Origin of the sequence: Priestia sp. TRN 1309 (genome assembly GCF_050846875.1) — a bacterium.
Lineage (GTDB): Bacteria > Bacillota > Bacilli > Bacillales > Bacillaceae_H > Priestia > Priestia zanthoxyli.
The window spans coordinates 25225-41924 of record NZ_JBOZGM010000009.1 but is presented as its reverse complement, the minus strand read 5'-3'; the positions used below and the strand labels follow the sequence as shown (position 1 = coordinate 41924).

The 16700-nt window shown below is 38.0% G+C and carries 20 protein-coding genes and 1 riboswitch; of the genes, 10 read left to right on the top strand and 10 right to left on the bottom strand.

The features are described 5' to 3' along the window. Window positions 1-40 precede the first annotated feature (40 nt). Together ACRPLQ_RS24570 and ACRPLQ_RS24565 are read left to right on the top strand one after the other, a co-directional pair. Entirely contained in the window at window positions 41-565 is a 525-nt protein-coding gene (locus ACRPLQ_RS24570) for a phosphatase PAP2 family protein (protein ID WP_028411846.1), read from the top strand. Between the two features lie 18 nt (window positions 566-583). Continuing rightward, window positions 584-1729, top strand: a complete 1146-nt coding sequence (locus tag ACRPLQ_RS24565) for a glycosyltransferase family 4 protein (RefSeq protein ID WP_049166263.1) — start codon at window positions 584-586, stop codon at window positions 1727-1729. Between the two features lie 33 nt (window positions 1730-1762). On the opposite strand, the gene metK is transcribed toward ACRPLQ_RS24565, so the two are convergent. Continuing rightward, window positions 1763-2965, bottom strand: a complete 1203-nt coding sequence (gene metK / locus ACRPLQ_RS24560; RefSeq protein WP_013059536.1) for a methionine adenosyltransferase — start codon at window positions 2963-2965, stop codon at window positions 1763-1765. 132 nt (window positions 2966-3097) lie between these two features. Beyond that, window positions 3098-3215, bottom strand: a riboswitch (SAM riboswitch). A 373-nt stretch (window positions 3216-3588) separates the two neighbouring features. Between metK and pckA the strand changes: the two genes are divergently transcribed. After that, on the top strand, window positions 3589-5178 hold the full coding sequence (pckA, locus tag ACRPLQ_RS24555; RefSeq protein ID WP_028411848.1) for a phosphoenolpyruvate carboxykinase (ATP): 1590 nt from the start codon (window positions 3589-3591) through the stop codon (window positions 5176-5178). A 34-nt stretch (window positions 5179-5212) separates the two neighbouring features. Here pckA and ACRPLQ_RS24550 read toward each other — a convergent pair whose 3' ends face one another. Further along, window positions 5213-5455, bottom strand: a complete 243-nt coding sequence (locus ACRPLQ_RS24550; RefSeq protein ID WP_028411849.1) for a DUF2584 domain-containing protein — start codon at window positions 5453-5455, stop codon at window positions 5213-5215. Between the two features lie 54 nt (window positions 5456-5509). Continuing rightward, entirely contained in the window at window positions 5510-6292 is a 783-nt protein-coding gene (locus ACRPLQ_RS24545; RefSeq protein ID WP_028411850.1) for an alpha/beta hydrolase family protein, read from the bottom strand. 172 nt (window positions 6293-6464) lie between these two features. Between ACRPLQ_RS24545 and ACRPLQ_RS24540 the strand changes: the two genes are divergently transcribed. The 3 genes from ACRPLQ_RS24540 to ACRPLQ_RS24530 all read left to right on the top strand — a co-directional run bounded on the left by ACRPLQ_RS24540 (window position 6465) and on the right by ACRPLQ_RS24530 (window position 9028). Continuing rightward, window positions 6465-7463 carry an ABC transporter substrate-binding protein gene (locus ACRPLQ_RS24540; protein ID WP_028411851.1) on the top strand — a complete coding sequence of 333 codons (999 nt, stop codon included), beginning with the start codon at window positions 6465-6467 and terminating at the stop codon, window positions 7461-7463. Between the two features lies 1 nt (window position 7464). Then, window positions 7465-8235: an ABC transporter ATP-binding protein gene (locus ACRPLQ_RS24535; RefSeq protein ID WP_028411852.1), complete on the top strand. Its 771-nt coding sequence runs from the start codon at window positions 7465-7467 to the stop codon at window positions 8233-8235. Between the two features lie 73 nt (window positions 8236-8308). Continuing rightward, the gene (locus ACRPLQ_RS24530; protein ID WP_223269001.1) at window positions 8309-9028 is read left to right on the top strand and encodes an ABC transporter permease; all 720 of its coding nucleotides are present in this window, start codon (window positions 8309-8311) and stop codon (window positions 9026-9028) included. 46 nt (window positions 9029-9074) lie between these two features. On the opposite strand, the gene ytkD is transcribed toward ACRPLQ_RS24530, so the two are convergent. From ytkD to ACRPLQ_RS24505, 5 genes are all read right to left on the bottom strand, one after another. After that, entirely contained in the window at window positions 9075-9545 is a 471-nt protein-coding gene (ytkD, locus tag ACRPLQ_RS24525; protein ID WP_013059543.1) for an RNA deprotection pyrophosphohydrolase, read from the bottom strand. Window positions 9546-9649: 104 nt separating this feature from the next. Beyond that, the gene (locus ACRPLQ_RS24520; protein ID WP_028411854.1) at window positions 9650-9970 is read right to left on the bottom strand and encodes a hypothetical protein; all 321 of its coding nucleotides are present in this window, start codon (window positions 9968-9970) and stop codon (window positions 9650-9652) included. A gap of 74 nt (window positions 9971-10044) precedes the next feature. Further along, on the bottom strand, window positions 10045-10470 hold the full coding sequence (locus tag ACRPLQ_RS24515; RefSeq protein WP_098112336.1) for a phage holin family protein: 426 nt from the start codon (window positions 10468-10470) through the stop codon (window positions 10045-10047). A 91-nt stretch (window positions 10471-10561) separates the two neighbouring features. Beyond that, window positions 10562-11002, bottom strand: a complete 441-nt coding sequence (locus tag ACRPLQ_RS24510) for a Dps family protein (RefSeq protein WP_013059546.1) — start codon at window positions 11000-11002, stop codon at window positions 10562-10564. Window positions 11003-11152: 150 nt separating this feature from the next. Then, window positions 11153-11626, bottom strand: coding sequence for an S-ribosylhomocysteine lyase (locus ACRPLQ_RS24505; protein ID WP_013059547.1), 474 nt, complete (start codon window positions 11624-11626; stop codon window positions 11153-11155). Window positions 11627-11776: 150 nt separating this feature from the next. Between ACRPLQ_RS24505 and yidD the strand changes: the two genes are divergently transcribed. After that, entirely contained in the window at window positions 11777-12004 is a 228-nt protein-coding gene (gene yidD / locus ACRPLQ_RS24500; protein WP_098112337.1) for a membrane protein insertion efficiency factor YidD, read from the top strand. 3 nt (window positions 12005-12007) lie between these two features. Here the strand turns inward: yidD and ACRPLQ_RS24495 are convergent, their stop codons facing one another. Further along, the gene (locus tag ACRPLQ_RS24495; RefSeq protein WP_028411855.1) at window positions 12008-12580 is read right to left on the bottom strand and encodes a beta-class carbonic anhydrase; all 573 of its coding nucleotides are present in this window, start codon (window positions 12578-12580) and stop codon (window positions 12008-12010) included. Between the two features lie 119 nt (window positions 12581-12699). Here ACRPLQ_RS24495 and ACRPLQ_RS24490 point away from each other — a divergent pair, with 119 nt between their 5' ends. Together ACRPLQ_RS24490 and ACRPLQ_RS24485 are read left to right on the top strand one after the other, a co-directional pair. After that, window positions 12700-13887, top strand: a complete 1188-nt coding sequence (locus ACRPLQ_RS24490; protein WP_098112338.1) for a GTP-binding protein — start codon at window positions 12700-12702, stop codon at window positions 13885-13887. Between the two features lie 83 nt (window positions 13888-13970). Next, the gene (locus tag ACRPLQ_RS24485) at window positions 13971-14930 is read left to right on the top strand and encodes a metal ABC transporter solute-binding protein, Zn/Mn family (protein ID WP_028411857.1); all 960 of its coding nucleotides are present in this window, start codon (window positions 13971-13973) and stop codon (window positions 14928-14930) included. A 29-nt stretch (window positions 14931-14959) separates the two neighbouring features. Here ACRPLQ_RS24485 and ACRPLQ_RS24480 read toward each other — a convergent pair whose 3' ends face one another. Next, window positions 14960-15205 carry a type B 50S ribosomal protein L31 gene (locus ACRPLQ_RS24480; RefSeq protein WP_013059552.1) on the bottom strand — a complete coding sequence of 82 codons (246 nt, stop codon included), beginning with the start codon at window positions 15203-15205 and terminating at the stop codon, window positions 14960-14962. 152 nt (window positions 15206-15357) lie between these two features. On the opposite strand from ACRPLQ_RS24480, the gene ACRPLQ_RS24475 reads away from it, so the two are divergent. After that, the gene (locus ACRPLQ_RS24475; protein ID WP_028411859.1) at window positions 15358-16692 is read left to right on the top strand and encodes a cytochrome ubiquinol oxidase subunit I; all 1335 of its coding nucleotides are present in this window, start codon (window positions 15358-15360) and stop codon (window positions 16690-16692) included. Window positions 16693-16700 lie beyond the last annotated feature (8 nt).

Genomic DNA, 16700 nt, shown 5'->3' with positions numbered 1-16700 from the left:
TGAATAATAAAGACGTATTTATTAAAAAGGGAGCGACTCTATGAAAGCCAAGTTAATTCAGTATGTATACGATGCCGAATGCCGATTATTCAAAAGTGTAAATCAACATTTTGATCGAAAGCACTTAAATAGATTTTTACGTTTACTAACTCATGCCGGCGGAGCCACGTTTACCATTGTGATAGCGTGCTTGCTGCTATTTCTGCATCCTTCATCCGTCGCTTACGCCTGTGCCTTTTCTCTAGCCGTTAGCCATATTCCTGTTGCCATTGCTAAGAAGCTATATCCGAGACAACGGCCTTATATTCAACTAAAGCATACAAAAGTATTAGAAAATCCATTAAAAGATCATTCATTTCCATCGGGGCATACAACGGCTATTTTTTCGTTAGTTACCCCTCTGATGATTACTTACCCAGCCTTCGCTGCCGTTCTTTTGCCGCTTGCAGTAACGGTAGGCATTTCAAGAATTTATCTCGGTCTGCACTATCCGACGGATGTCATGGTAGGCCTGATACTCGGCATCTTTTCAGGTGCTGTTTCACTGAACATATTTTTAGTCTAATTGATAGGAGGAGTACTCATGAGAATTGCTTTATTTACAGATACATTTGCTCCGGAAGTTAACGGAGCTGCTAAAACACTTTATCAATTTACTCAGTATGTCAAATCAAAGCAAATTCCCATCCAGGTATTTGCTCCTGAATTTGCTCATAATCGGTCGTTTTCACCGTATGTTCACCGCTCGCCTAGCATGCCGTTTTTCCTTTATCCAAACAGCCGCTTTTCATTGCCAAACGTTCTAAAAATTAAAAAGCAGCTGCAGGAATTCAACCCTTCTCTTATTCATTTGGCCACTCCTTTTACAATGGGGCTTTGCGGCTCCTATTACGGAAAAAGATTAGGTATTCCTCTTGTCGGCTCTTATCATACCAATTTTGATGATTATTTATCTCACTATGAACTTGAAAAAATGCGTGTACCACTGCAAAAATATATGAAATGGTTTTATAAACCTGTACAAAAATTATTCGCTCCCTCCGAAGTGACCAAACAGCAGCTAGAAAAACAAGGGTTTCACAACGTAGCTATTTGGTCGCGAGGGGTAAATCACAAATTGTTCCATCCCCACTATGACCGCTTTGATATTCGTATTAAATATAATATAAAAAAACCCTACATCTTAACGTATGTAGGAAGGTTAGCTAAAGAAAAGAACGCTGATTTTTTACTAAAAATTGCCCGATCTTTACCTGATCATATCCGCCACCAAGTTCACTGGCTTATTGTGGGAGATGGTCCTTTAAAAGAACAAATGCAACAGCAAGCATCTGAGCATATGACATTTACAGGCTTTCTTGAAGGTAAGCAACTTGCTCATATCTATTCTTCATCTGATTTGTTTGTTTTCCCTTCAGAAACAGAAACGTTCGGAAATGTCGTACTGGAGTCTCTTGCTTCTGGAACTCCCGTGGTGGCAGCAAATGCAGGAGGAGTTAAACAGATGGTTCAGCACGGGCGAAACGGCTACCTTTGCAAACCTCACTCCTTAGAAGAATTCAGTTCGGCTATTACAGGTTTACTTGATGATTTGCACCAGCGGCTTCACTTTGGCCATGCAGCGAGACACTATGCTCTTACTCAATCATGGGACGCCATTTTTCAGCATTTGCTTTCAGAATATGAAGATGTCGTAGAAAAATCTGCTGAAGGTATTCAATGGGCATAAAAAAAATCTCCGTTTTCACGGAGATTTTTTTTATTATTTAGCTAAAGCTTGAGTTTTTAATGCTTCAGCTTTGTCTGTGAACTCCCAAGGAAGCTCCACATCTGTACGACCAAAGTGACCGTAAGCTGCTGTTTGCTTATAAATTGGGCGACGTAAATCAAGCATTTTAATGATGCCTGCTGGACGTAGGTCAAAGTTTTTGCGTACTACATCTACTAGTACTTCTTCAGAAACTTTTCCTGTACCGAATGTATCAATTGAAATAGATACTGGCTGTGCAACACCAATTGCATATGCTAGTTGTACTTCACATTTATCAGCAAGATCAGCTGCTACAATGTTTTTCGCAACATAACGAGCTGCATAAGCTGCTGAACGGTCTACTTTTGTTGCGTCCTTACCAGAGAATGCACCGCCGCCGTGACGAGCATATCCGCCGTAAGTATCAACGATAATTTTACGACCAGTTAAACCAGCATCTCCTTGAGGGCCGCCGATTACGAAACGTCCTGTTGGGTTAATGAAATACTTTGTATTTTCATCAATTAACTCATTTGGAACAACTGGATTAATTACATATTCTTTTAAGTTACGTTGAATTTGCTCTAACGTTACTTCTGGGTGATGCTGAGTTGAAATAACAATTGTATCGATGCGAACAGGTTTGTTGTTTTCATCATATTCAACTGTTACTTGTGTTTTACCATCCGGGCGAAGGTAAGGAAGAATTTCTTCTTTACGTACTTCTGTTAGACGGCGAGCAAGTTTATGAGCTAATGAAATTGGAAGAGGCATTAATTCTTTTGTTTCGTTACATGCATAACCAAACATTAACCCTTGGTCTCCAGCTCCGATTGCTTCGATTTCTTCATCGGACATTTGACCTTCACGTGCTTCTAACGCTTGGTCTACACCAGCAGCGATATCAGCTGACTGCTCGTCGATAGATGTTAATACTGCACAAGTTTCAGCATCAAATCCGTATTTTGCACGAGTATAGCCAATTCCTTTAATTGTTTCACGAACTGTTTTAGGAATATCCACGTAAGTAGAAGTTGTAATTTCACCGCTTACTAAAACTAAACCAGTTGTTACGCTTGTTTCACAAGCAACACGAGCATTTGGATCCTTTGCTAGGATAGCATCAAGAATTGAGTCAGAAATTTGGTCACAAATTTTATCGGGATGTCCCTCTGTAACAGATTCTGACGTGAACAGACGACGTTGTGTTGACATCAGTTTTCCTCCTTATAAATACGATACATTGTGATACGGTACTCATTCCCTTATTTTCATTACACGTTAAAAAATATAAAAAAACCTTTCCTTGTATCGAGGAAAGGTATCAAATTCTACATAAGCCTTTCACTCTTATCGATCAAGGTTGTGCCCTTGCATCAGGTTAGCACCTTATCGTCTACACAAAAAAATGACGATGGTTGCTGGGTTTCACAGGGCCTGTCCCTCCACCAGCTCGGGATAAGAGAGTATCCGTTCAAGGACATATAATACATGAAAAAGCGCTTCACTGTCAACAACATTCAAATGGAAATCATCTCTTTATGTTTGAATCTGTTTTAATGTAACATACTCAAATTTAAAAATAGTATACCTTATTAAGAATGATCACGAAGTTTGGTTAACAAGACAGACCAAAAAAAGGCTTTCACTTGAAATAGCTTCACTTTTTTCGCTTCTAGCACATATACATGTGTCTAAAATAGGTATAACGTACATTTTTTTATAATACACAAACATTTTTAGTTAAATAGTATAGAATAATTAAATAAATGTGTTATACTAATTATAAATTTCAAACATTAATGAATAAATAATAGCTAAAAAGGAAGGTAGTGCACATGAGTACTGTTGATATGTCTATCGAATTAAATGGTTTGCTTCAATTAAAAACAACAAAACACCAATTATCTGTTCCACAACTTGTTGAAAAAATTCTAGCTCGACGCGAAGGAACGCTGACTTCTACAGGTGCTGTGTCAGTCGAAACCGGAAAATATACAGGTCGCTCTCCTTTGGATAAATTTATTGTAAGCGATGCTGTATCTTCAAAAACGGTTGAATGGGGACCCGTCAATCAGCCAATTTCTGCTCAGCGATTCGATGCGCTATACAAAAAAGTCTTAACCCACTTAAAGAAGCAGGATGAACTTTTTGTTTTTAATGGATATGCTGGAGCTGATAAAAAGTATCAGTTACCAATTCAAGTAGTTAATGAATTTGCATGGCACAACCTATTCGCTCAGCAGTTATTCATTCGCCCTTCAGCTGAACAAAAAACAAATGATGATGTGAAGCCGTTTACAATTGTAGCAGCTCCAACGTTCAAAGCTGATCCTGAAACAGACGGGACGAATTCTGAAACCTTCATTATTCTTTCATTAGAGCGACGCATTGTGCTAATTGGAGGAACTGAATACGCTGGTGAAATGAAAAAATCTATTTTTTCAGTGATGAACTTCTTGCTTCCTCAAAACAATATTCTATCCATGCACTGTTCTGCTAACGTAGGAGAAGAAGGTGACGTTGCATTATTCTTTGGTTTATCTGGAACGGGTAAAACAACGCTTTCTGCTGATGCAAACCGTCGTTTAATCGGAGATGACGAGCACGGTTGGTCAAGCTCTGGTGTATTTAATATTGAAGGGGGCTGCTACGCGAAGTGCATTCAGCTTTCCGAAGAAAAAGAACCGCAAATTTTTAATGCAATTCGCTTCGGCGCAGTACTGGAAAATGTAGTGTTGAATCAAAATACGAAAGTAGCAGATTACAATGATAATAGTTTAACAGAGAATACTCGTGCCGCTTATTCAATTGACTCTATTGATAATACGGTATTGCCAAGCGTTGCTGGGCACCCTACAGCTATTGTCTTTTTAACTGCTGATGCCTTCGGCGTCTTACCTCCAATCAGCAAGCTTACAAAAGAACAAGCGATGTACCATTTTCTGAGCGGATACACTAGTAAGTTAGCTGGAACAGAGCGCGGCGTAACATCGCCACAGGCTACTTTCTCTACATGCTTTGGTGAGCCTTTCTTACCTCTTGCTCCAACAACTTATGCAGAAATGCTAGGAAAGAAAATCGATGAACATAACGTAAATGTCTACCTTGTAAACACTGGATGGACCGGCGGTGAATACGGCGTGGGTGAACGAATGAAGTTAAGTTACACTCGAGCTATGGTTCAAGCAGCTCTTGAAGGAGAACTAGCTAATACCGAAACAGTAACAGATGCTATTTTTGGTTTATCGATTCCAACTCATGTTCCCGGAGTTCCTGATGAAGTGCTTCAGCCTTCTAAAGCATGGAACGATGCAACAGCTTATAACCAAAAAGCAACTGAACTTGCCGCTAAATTCAAAGCGAACTTCAAGCGTTTTAATGATGTAGCATCGGACATTTCAACATTAGGCGGACCTAGAGTCTAATAAAAAACCGATCGTCTTATAGACGATCGGTTTTTTAGTTAGTCGAATGTAATTTTGTCAGTTCATATGTGACAATGGTTTTTTCCTGCTCCATTTCTACCTTACGCACAACAGCAGTTCCAATACATTCTCCATTTTTCGTTTTGTGAATGTTTAATGGAATATCCAACGGATACAAACGATATCCTTTTTTCTCAACTTGAAAAATGTTATCTGTTACACGCTTTTCGTTGCCTTTTGTCACAATCATTGTATTTAATTCTAGCGGCATCCCCATTTTCTCTCACTCCTCACTGTTATTCTACTTGTTTTTTCTATCGTAGCATATCTTTTATTGCGCTTTCATCCACTTCGTTAACTTCTTTACCGTTTCTCGGTTTTCTTTTGGTGGAAAAGCATGTGGAAAGTTTTCAAAATACCAGCTGGTAACTTTTTTATTGGACTTCTTTAGTTTAGATTCGAGCTGATAGGAATGATCAATTGAGACGTTTTTATCTTCTAAACCATGAATAAGCAAGACCGGCGGCTCGACGAGATGAGCACGATGCAAAGGTGTCCTCCATTCGTATCTTTCAGGATATTTAGAAGGAGTTCCTCCAATCACCCGCTTCATCATTCTTCTTAAATCTTCTCTTTCTTCATATGTCAGCACCATATCCGTGACGCCTCCCCATAGCACAAGAGAACGGCTGTCTTTTTTTTCAATGGCTGTGAGTAAAGCCATCACTCCCCCTCGTGAAAACCCAAAAATATGAATGCGGTCATGGTGGACGTTAGGGAGCTGCTTCAGTAAATCGTAAGCAGCAAAAGCATCGTAACGATCATCTCCTGCAAAATCTTCGTTTCCTTCGCCTCCTTGATTTCCCCTATAGAACGGAGCCATCACAATAAAACCTTGTGAAGCAAATTGAATGAGTCGAGCAGGGCGAACCGTTCCTACGTTCTTAATACCTCCTCTTAAGTATAAAAAGCCGTCATACATTCCTTTTTCTTTTGGCTCTGCAAGCATTCCTTTAATCTTAAGCCCTTGACATGCATATGTAATCACCCACAGCGTCACGCGAGGATTTGATGATGGGAAACGCTGTTTATGAAGAATTGTTCCATCTTTCATTTTTTTCCTCCATTCTTTATATAACTAGCCTACTTTCTTCCGCTAAGGTTTACTTTCAGTCGTTGACTACTACTTCTTTGATTTTCCACATAGTTATATAGGCACTCACCTTCTTCCACTTCTTTACATACATTATCATAAAATATTTTATTACTTTAAGGAGGTTTGCTTTATGAAACCAATTAAATGGCTTTTTTCTTTGCTTGCTATTATGATTTTACTCATTCCACTAATTAGCTGCAGCAAAACAACATCTGTACAAACGGTTCGTGTCGGCGAAGTAACTCGCTCTATCTTTTATGCTCCCCAGTACGTCGCTATTTCAAAAGGCTTTTTTGAAGAAGAAGGACTAAAGGTAGATTTAAAAACAACTTGGGGCGGAGATAAGACAATGACGTCACTTTTATCTGATGGCATCGACGTCGCCTTAGTCGGCTCGGAAACGTCAATCTACGTATATGCACAAGGGTCTAGTGATCCCGTCATCAACTTTGCACAGCTAACCCAAACCGACGGAACATTTCTAGTAGCACGTAAAAAGGTCGATCAATTTTCATGGGATCAGCTTAAAGGCAAAACGTTTCTTGGTCAACGCAAAGGCGGCATGCCGCAAATGGTAGGGGAATATGTGTTAAAACAGCATAATATTGATCCTAAAAAAGATGTAAAACTCGTTCAGAACATTGATTTTGCTAACGTTGCGAATGCTTTTGCTTCTGGTACTGGAGATTACGTTCAATTATTTGAGCCAACGGCTAGTATTTTAGAGAAACAAGGAAAAGGACATATCGTTGCTTCCTTCGGAAAAGAATCAGGAACAGTTCCTTATACAACATTTATGGCCAAAGAAAGCTATTTAAAAGATAACCCTGAAGCAGCAGCTAAATTTACTCGAGCTATTTACAAAGCACAAAAATGGGTGAATACACATAGCACAGATGAAATTGCTGAAGTGGTTGCACCGTATTTTGAAGATACACCTAAAGACACGCTAAAAACTGTTATTGACCGCTATAAATCGCAAAAATCCTTTGCAACTAACCCTTTATTAGATGAGAAAGAGTGGGATCATTTACAAACAATCATGGACGAATCTGGAGAACTTCCAAGACACATTGATCACAGCAAGCTAGTCAACACAAAATTCGCAAAAGATGCAATGAGGGAGTAATATGACAAAACTTCACATTCAAGATATTCAACATATGTACCTTACGACAAAGTCTGCTACCACTGCACTTGAACATATTAATTTGTCTATTGAAGAAGGAGAATTCGTTTCCTTTCTCGGCCCAAGCGGATGTGGAAAAACGACGCTTCTATCGATTATTGCAGGCTTGATTGAACCAACGTCCGGCTCTGTCACAATAGACGGTGAAAATATCGGAACATCAGTCCCAAACATCGGTTATATGCTTCAACAAGATTATTTGTTTCCGTGGAAAACCATTAAAGAAAATATTTTACTTGGGCTTGAAATTCGCGGACAGCTAACAGATAAAACAGAGAGTAAAGCACTTTCACTTCTAAAAGAAATTGGTTTACAGGACGTAGATGACCTATATCCGCACCAGTTATCCGGAGGCATGAGACAACGCGTCGCTTTAGTCCGAACACTTGCCATTGACCCCGCTATTTTACTCTTGGATGAGCCTTTTTCAGCACTTGATTTTCAAACAAAACTCAAGCTTGAAGAACTTGTCTCCAAAACACTGATGACCTATCAAAAAACGGCCGTTTTGGTCACGCACGATATCGGCGAAGCCATTGCTATGAGCAGCCGAATCTTTTTATTCTCAGCCAAGCCGGGGAAGATCGCAAAAACATTTACGGTTCCTTCTATTTTACGAACCCTCTCTCCGTTTGAAGCACGACAGCATCCTGTCTATAACGATTTATTTATGGACATATGGAAGGAGCTTGATCAACTTGAAACCCACTAGCTCCCTAGATACTCTTCACGAAAGCTACCTTCGCAAGGTTCGGGGCGAAAAACGATTAGTACTGAGCGTGCAGATGGTCATTTTTTTAGCCTTTTTTAGCTTCTGGGAACTAGCTTCTCGTTTAAAGTGGATTGATCCTTTAATTTTCAGTTCCCCTACTAAAGTGTGGCATTTATTTTTAATTAAACTTGCCGACGGCTCGCTAGCAGAACATATTGGTTTTACATTATTTGAAACGGTTCTTGGCTTCATTTTAGGCACATTGCTAGGTATTTTACTTGCAACGGCCCTTTGGTATTCAACTAGGCTTGCAAACATATTAGACCCTTACCTCGTTATTTTAAACGCCATGCCTAAAGTAGCGCTGGGCCCTATTTTAATAGTAGCGATCGGTCCAGGATTTTTCTCAATTTTAACGATGGGAGCGATTATATCCGTTATTATTACATCCATCGTCGTTTACACAGCCTTTAAAGAAGTGGATCCAAACTATATTAAATTACTAAAAAGCTTCGGGGCAACGAAAACCCGCTGTTTTAAAGAAGCAATTCTTCCAGCTTCCATGCCTGCCATTATTTCCACATTTAAAGTAAACGTCGGTTTATCTTGGGTAGGCGTCATCGTAGGAGAATTTTTAGTTTCTTCAAAAGGGCTTGGATATATGATTATTTATGGTTTCCAAGTCTTCAACTTTACTCTTGTTCTTCTCAGCTTATTATTAATTGCCATTTTCGCTACGATTATGTACCAAGGCGTGGCTTATTTAGAAAAGAAATTGATCCGACGCTCATAAAAAATACCCCCGTACAAACGGGGGTATTTTCGTTGATATGATGCTTTTACAAAAATGTTCGCTTTACATATTTCATTACATATTGTAAAACATTATCTTTCATGATGAAGCTGTACGCATCATCTTGTTGAATGCCCGAAGGTAGTTCGTCAATCATTACGGGACCATCTGTTTCCATGTAGTCTTCTTTTTTAATTACATTTCCAATCGTAGCAAAATAAATGTTTTTAATAATAGTCTTTCCTTTACTTACTACTTTATATTGACCAATATAAGTTAAAGAAGAGACTTCTCCGCCTGTTTCTTCAAACACTTCTCGAACCGCTGCTTCTTCTGGTACTTCATTGCCTTCTAGTTTTCCTCCGGGAAATTCTAAACCTCGTTTTGAGTGATTCGTTAGCAACCATTGATTTTCATACCTGCATACGACCCAAACATGACGTGGAGTTTTCGAGAATGGATTTTTTTCAAATGATAAAAATACTTGATTATGATATGCATCCTTAAATGTGTACATGGTCGACTCAAACTCCATTTGATTTTTCCCTTATTTTATCATACATTACGGCCATACCTGATAAGAAAAGTATGCTCGTACTTTTTTTCTTTGCTTTTTACCCCTTATTCCGTTCTATCTGAAGATAAAATATTCATCTGTTTGATATGTGATTTTGTTTCATCGTCTCCCAGCTTATAAAGCATGGCATATATCTCAACTGTTGTTTTATCGTACATATCATTTTGAGAATCATGATGATATTCCAGATACGGAATATGTGATCGCCAAAAGCTTGACCAATCGCTTGAAGCGCGCTGATCTAAATAGATTCTCAGCTGCTCCACTTCTTCATCTGTTGCTTCAATCGCATAATTCCAATCTGAAGCAGTATTTGACTGATTGATTTCTCCTGAACTCAGAGATACATAATATTTTTTTGTCATGAAAGATATTCAGCTCCTTCTTTCTAGTGCCAACTTATCTTTCTTATGTGTATCTTATTCTTTTTTTATACACTCTACGATTTAAAGCGTTCTTTTAAAATCGCTATTGCTTTTTTTAACGGCTCTGGAATCGGAACCCCTACAATTCTTGCGTTTTCTGTAATTGAAATCATTTCGTTTAAAATATAGAACAAAATAGCTCCATCTCGAATAATATGACCGTTTTCCCAAAATACAGAATCGATAAAGTTTGCTACAGCAATCATGGCAAAAATAAAAATCTTTTTGGCAATTCCTTTAAAACCTACTTTGCTAGATAAACGTTTATTTATAAAAGCTGCAATTGTACCCGTCAAGTAATCCATTGCCACTAATGCTACTAAAGCCATTAGTAAATAGTCCCACTCTCCAAATAAAAAAAAAGCCAGTGAACCTAAACTTGAGATTATTAAGACAGAAAGCTTCTGCATATCCACTTTTTTCACCCTTTCAGCAGTCATAAGCAGTCATATCCCTACAGTATATGCCAGTGAAAAAAAAGTGTTCGTCCATCTTATCATAAAAAAACCTGCGAGTACTCGCAGGTTTTACTTACTTGCCTAGGAATGATTTTAACATCCACGTATGTTTTTCTAAGCTTTGATGAATGGCTAACAGCATGTCTCCTGTTGTTTCGTCGCCCGCTTCACCGGCTGCATCCATTCCTTCTTTTAATTCAGCAGTTAGCGTATCAAAATCGCTTACTAAAGAAGCAACCATGTCTTTAGCCGTTTCGCTTCCATCCGCTTCTTTAATAGAAGAAAGTTCTAACGATTCTTTCATTGTTGCCACAGGTTTTCCTTCTAATGCTAAGAGGCGTTCTGCAAGGTCATCAATAATTGTAGCTGTTTCCGTATACAGCTCTTCAAACTTTTCATGAAGAGTGAAGAATTGTTCACCTTTCACGTACCAATGAAAATTATGAAGTTTTATGTACATTACACTAAAGTTTGCCACTTGTTTATTAACAATTTCATTTACATTTGCTGCCATGTTTTTCGCTCCTTTGTGAACTCTTTGTATAGTATAGTTGTACCCTTTTTTAGTTGATTAAAACATTTTTTTCATAAAAAGAGACATTTCCCTTTCTTTAATCATTTATCTTTTCCAAATAAAATAAGCAGCCCAGCGGACTGCTTATTTTTAGCCAAATACTTTTTCTAAATCTTCTTTGTCCTGTTCTAACCAGAACTTCATTAAGCGTTTTGCTCCTTCTAAATCGTGAAGTTTCGCTTGACCACACTGCTTTTCGTTTGCTGCTGGAATTTCAGTAATATTAATTGCATCTTTTAACGTATCGTCTAACAAGTCAATGATTTCACGTACAGTTGGCTCGCCGCTCACTACTAAGTAGTACCCAGTTTGACATCCCATAGGCGAAATATCAATAATATCAAAGTGATCGTATTTTTCTACATGAGTACGAATATTAAAAGCTAATAAATGCTCTAACGTATGAATAACGTCCGGCTTCATTGCTTGTTTGTTTGGTTGGCAAAAACGAATATCGAATTTATTTACAACGCCGTCGCTTCCCACTTTGTGAACACCGCAGTGTCTTACGTAAGGTGCTTTAACCGCATTATGATCTAGCTCAAAACTTTCTACTGATGGCATAATACCACTCCTTTTTTCTTCTTTCACCTATCATAACATGCAATTCCGATATATTTCATCCATTTAATAACCTTTATTTCTTTTAGTTGCTTTTTATTCCTTCTATCCCTTATAGTATGAGCAAACACGAAAGAAAGAACGTGATAATAAATGATTGCAAAGCTTTTGCTTTTACTTATAAAAGGATATCAAAAAGGAATTTCGCCTTTTCTTCCGGCAAGGTGCCGGTTTTACCCTACTTGCTCCCAGTACGGAGTTGAATCCATTAAACGCTTTGGTGCCGTAAAGGGATCTTATTTGACTATAAAACGCATTTTAAAATGCCACCCGTTCCATCCGGGTGGCATCGATGAAGTACCTGAGAAAAAATTACACTAAGCTTTAGTTGTTTTCGATTGCTTCATACCCATTTACAACAACATCTAGCTTTCCTGTATTTGGATCAATAACTAGTCCATGTACAGGAGTATCTTTTGAAAATAGAGGATGATTACGAATTGTCTCTACACTATGCTGAACAGTCTCTTCTACTGAATCAAAACCCGTTAACCATTTTTTCAAGTCCATAGAATATTCAATGGTATTAATCACTTCATCTGAGATTCCTTTTGCTCTTACTTTCTCTAAAAAAGGTTCCGCCTGAAGTTTACCTGCTCCGCAGTCATGGTGACCAATTACACATACCTCATCAGCTTGTAGCTCGTACACAGCTACTAAAATGCTTCGCATAATACTTCCAAATGGATGTGAAACAAGTGCTCCTGCATTTTTAACAATTTTCACGTCTCCGTTACGCAGATTTAAAGCGTGCGGAAGCAATTCTACCAATCTTGTGTCCATACACGATAAAATAACCATTTTTTTATTAGGGAATTTGCTTGTTTCGTAAAGTTCATACTTCTTTTCTTCTACAAATTTTTTGTTGAATTCTAAAACATCTTGTAATAAGCTCATTTGCTGTCTTCTCCTTCATAAAAAAAATTCTTTCTTGTATTATAATACTTTTTCCTATAAGATGAAAAGTGTTAAATCGTAATCATTATTATTTAAAGACAAGAAAGTAGGTTATAACAGTGAAAAAAATTTCCGTTACCGTTTTAAGCGGATACCTTGGGTCAGGTAAAACAACTCTTTTGAACCATATTTTAAAAAATAAAGAAGGTTTAAAGGTCGCGGTCATTGTCAATGACATGAGCGAAGTAAATATTGATGCAGACTTAGTTAAACAAGGCGGATTTTCTCGAACAGAAGAAAAACTTGTTGAAATGCAAAATGGCTGTATTTGCTGTACGCTTCGAGATGATTTAATGAAAGAGGTAGAACGCCTCGCTGACAATGATGATATTGATTATATTGTCATTGAATCTTCCGGAATCAGCGAACCTATCCCTGTTGCTCAAACATTTACTTATATTGATGAAGAGCTTGGCATTGATTTAACTCAGAAATGTTCATTAGATACGATGGTCACTGTAGTAGATGCTAATCGCTTTTGGGAAGACTTTTCATCAGGCGAAAGCTTATTAGACCGCAAAGAAGGAACGGATGAAAACGATAAAAGAGAAGTGGTTGATTTATTAATCGATCAAATTGAATTTGCAAACGTCATTTTATTAAACAAAGTTGATTTGTTAACAAAAGATGATGCAGATGAGCTGCAGGCTGTTCTTCACAAATTAAACTCAGAGGCCACTGTTATCCAAACAATTAATAGTGAGGTAAAACTTGAAACCATACTTCATACCGACTTATTCGACTTTGAAAAAGCTAGTCAAGGAGCCGGATGGATTAAAGAATTAAATGAAGAACACCATACGCCTGAAACAGAAGAGTTTGGTATTTCTTCTTTTGTATATAGAAGGAATCGTCCCCTTCATCCTGAACGCTTTATGAAATGGTTAGAGGACTGGCCGGTTGATATTGTACGTGCAAAAGGATTTTTCTGGCTTGCTTCACGTAACCATATGGCAGGACTTCTTTCTCAAGCAGGTACGTCCATTATGATTCAAGGAGCGGGTGAATGGGTCGCAACGTACACAGCAGAGGAAAGGGAACAAACCTTAAAGGAAGAACCTGAATTACGAGCAAAATGGGATGAACAATTTGGAGACCGTATTAACGAACTTGTATTCATTGGTATTGATATGAACAAAGCTGAAATAATTGAAACTTTAGACCACTGTTTGCTGACAAATGAGGAAATGAATCAAGATTGGGCTACTTTCAAAGACCCCCTTCCTAAGTTTACAGTAAGTGCGTAAATTTTTAGTTTTCAAATCGTAATAATTACGATATAATAACATAGGTCATAAATGGTTACGATACGAACGGAAGGAGCAACATAATGAAATTCAAACCACTTTTAATGGTGCTGGCATTAGGAATTGGAACAGCCCTTGCAGGGTGCAGTTCAAGCAGTGCAAATAACGCATCTGATAATAAAAATAAAAAATTAGAAGTTTACACAACAATTTACCCTTTACAGGATTTCACTGAAAAAATCGGTGGAAAATATGTAGAAGCTAAAAGCATTTTACCAACAGGTGTAGATGCTCACTCATTTGAACCTACCACAAAAACAATGGTCAAAATCGCAAACGCGGACGCATTCGTTTACTCAGGAATTGGGCTTGAAGGCTTTGCAGATAAAGCACAGTCTACGCTAAAGAATGAAGATGTCGCTTTAGTAGAAGCTGCAAAAGGAATTGAACTAGCAAAGAGTTCTGAAGATGAGCATGCCCATGAGGACGAACATGCACATGAAGAAGAGCATCACCACGGAGATACAGACCCTCACGTTTGGCTTGATCCTATTTTAGCTATTCAATTAGCAGAAAATATTAAAAATGAACTTGTTGAATTAAAACCGGATAAAAAAGCAGAATTTGAAAAGAACTTCCAATCCTTAAAGACTCAGCTTGAAGATGTGAACCAAGAGTTAAAAACAACGATTGGCGACGCACCTCATAAAGAAATTTTAGTATCACATGCAGCCTACGGCTACTGGGAAAAACGATACGGATTAAAGCAAATTAGCGTAGCGGGTTTATCTCCTACAAATGAGCCGTCTCAAAAACAATTAGAAAACATCGTAAAACAAGCAAAAAAAGACCATATCAAATACTTTATCTTTGACCAAAATTTAAAGCCTAAAGTGTCTACACTTGTAAAAAATGAAGTGGGAGCTCAAGCTTTAACACTTCATAACTTAGAGTCATTAACGAAAAACGATGTTAAAAATAAAGAAGATTATTTCTCCATTATGCAACACAACATTGATACGTTGAAAAAAGCATTATATTAATAAAAAAACTAGCCTCTCGGCTAGTTTTTTTATTGTAATTTATATTTTTGCTTAAAGCGTTCCACACGGCCGCCTTTATCAGCAAATTTTTGTTTTCCTGTATAAAATGGATGTGTATCCGAACTAATTTCAACTTTTAAAAGCGGATATGTGTTGCCATCTTCCCATTGGACGGTCTCATTTGATTGTTTTGTAGATCCTGATAAAAATGATGTTCCGCTATTTGTATCCATAAACACAACTTTACGATAGTCTGGATGAATATTTGTTTTCATTAAATATCTCTCCTTTAAAACAATATATACTTATTATAATCGTAATGATTACTATTTTCAAGTTATATGTTTTACCAATTCTGATGCATAAAGCGTGGTAAAAAGTGGACAATAAGGTTTATCAATACTTTACTGGAAAGGTTGAAAAATGAATGGATCATTTAGTTACTGCACGTTCAATGTTTGGTCTGAACATGGGAGTACATATCATTTTTGCCACTCTTGGCGTCGGCATTCCTCTCATGATTTTATTGGCTGAAATTCTTTACTACAAAACAAAAGATAAAGATTATGAACTTATGGCACAGCGCTGGACAAAAGGAGCTGCTGTCCTGCTTGGAGTCGCTATTCCTACGGGAACGATTGCTGGTGTGCAATTAGCGTTGCTTTGGCCGGGTTTTATGGAAATCGTAGGAAAAGTGATGGCTCTTCCTTTTCAAATTGAAATTTATGCTTTCTTTATTGAGGCTCTTTTTCTCTCTATTTACGTATACGCAGCGGACCGTATTTCTCGAAAAATGAGGATTATCAGTCTCATTTTAGTAGCAATAGGCGCTCTTGCCTCTGCCGTTTTAATTACAAACGTGCACGCATTTGAAGGAACACCTGCTGGCTTTCGAATTTTAAATGGCGAAATTGTAAGCGTAGATCCTTGGGCAGCTTTCTTTAATCCGAGTTTCTTTGTAACGTCCGGTCACGTAGCCGTTTCTGCTTATACAACAGGAGGCTTTGTCATTGCTTCAGTCGCTGCCTTTAAAATGCTTCGTGCGCGAAAACATAATCCAAGAGAATATAAATTTCATCATAAAGCATTGATGATGGGATTAGTAATCGGCGGGATTTTTTCTTTTGTAACAGCTTTGAATGGACATGAATCGATGCAAAAAGTATACGAATATCAACCCGAAAAACTTGCAGCAGCTGAAGGTCTATTTGAAACGCAAGATCATGCGCCATTAGCTTTAGGCGGATTTACAGATGAAAAAGAACAGCGAGTCAAGTATGGCATTGAGTTTCCGTGGATGCTCAGCTTCTTGTCAGGTAATAGCTTTAATACAGTGATTACTGGACTCAATGACTTCCCTAGAGATTATTGGCCGCCGCTTTTTGTGCATACCTTGTTTAACGGTATGGTCATTATCGGATCGATTTTAATTTTAGTGGCGCTAGTGGGCGTTGTTTGGTACAAGTTTTTAAAGAAGAAAAGCTTCCCTAAAGTTTTCATGTGGGCATTTGTCGCAACGGGCCCTCTCGCGATCATGGGCATTGAATTCGGATGGATTTTCGCATGTACAGGCAGACAACCCTGGGTCATTTACCGCATCATGCGTACATCAGAAGCCGTTACTACTTCTGCTAATTTGCATATTTTATTTTTCTTGTTTTTGCTTGTTTATATCGTACTCGTGGCCGCAGTCGCCCTTGTACTGGTGTTTTATTTTAGACGAAATCCGCTTTCTAAAGAGCTTGCTGCGCAAGCAGATTAAAAAGGATG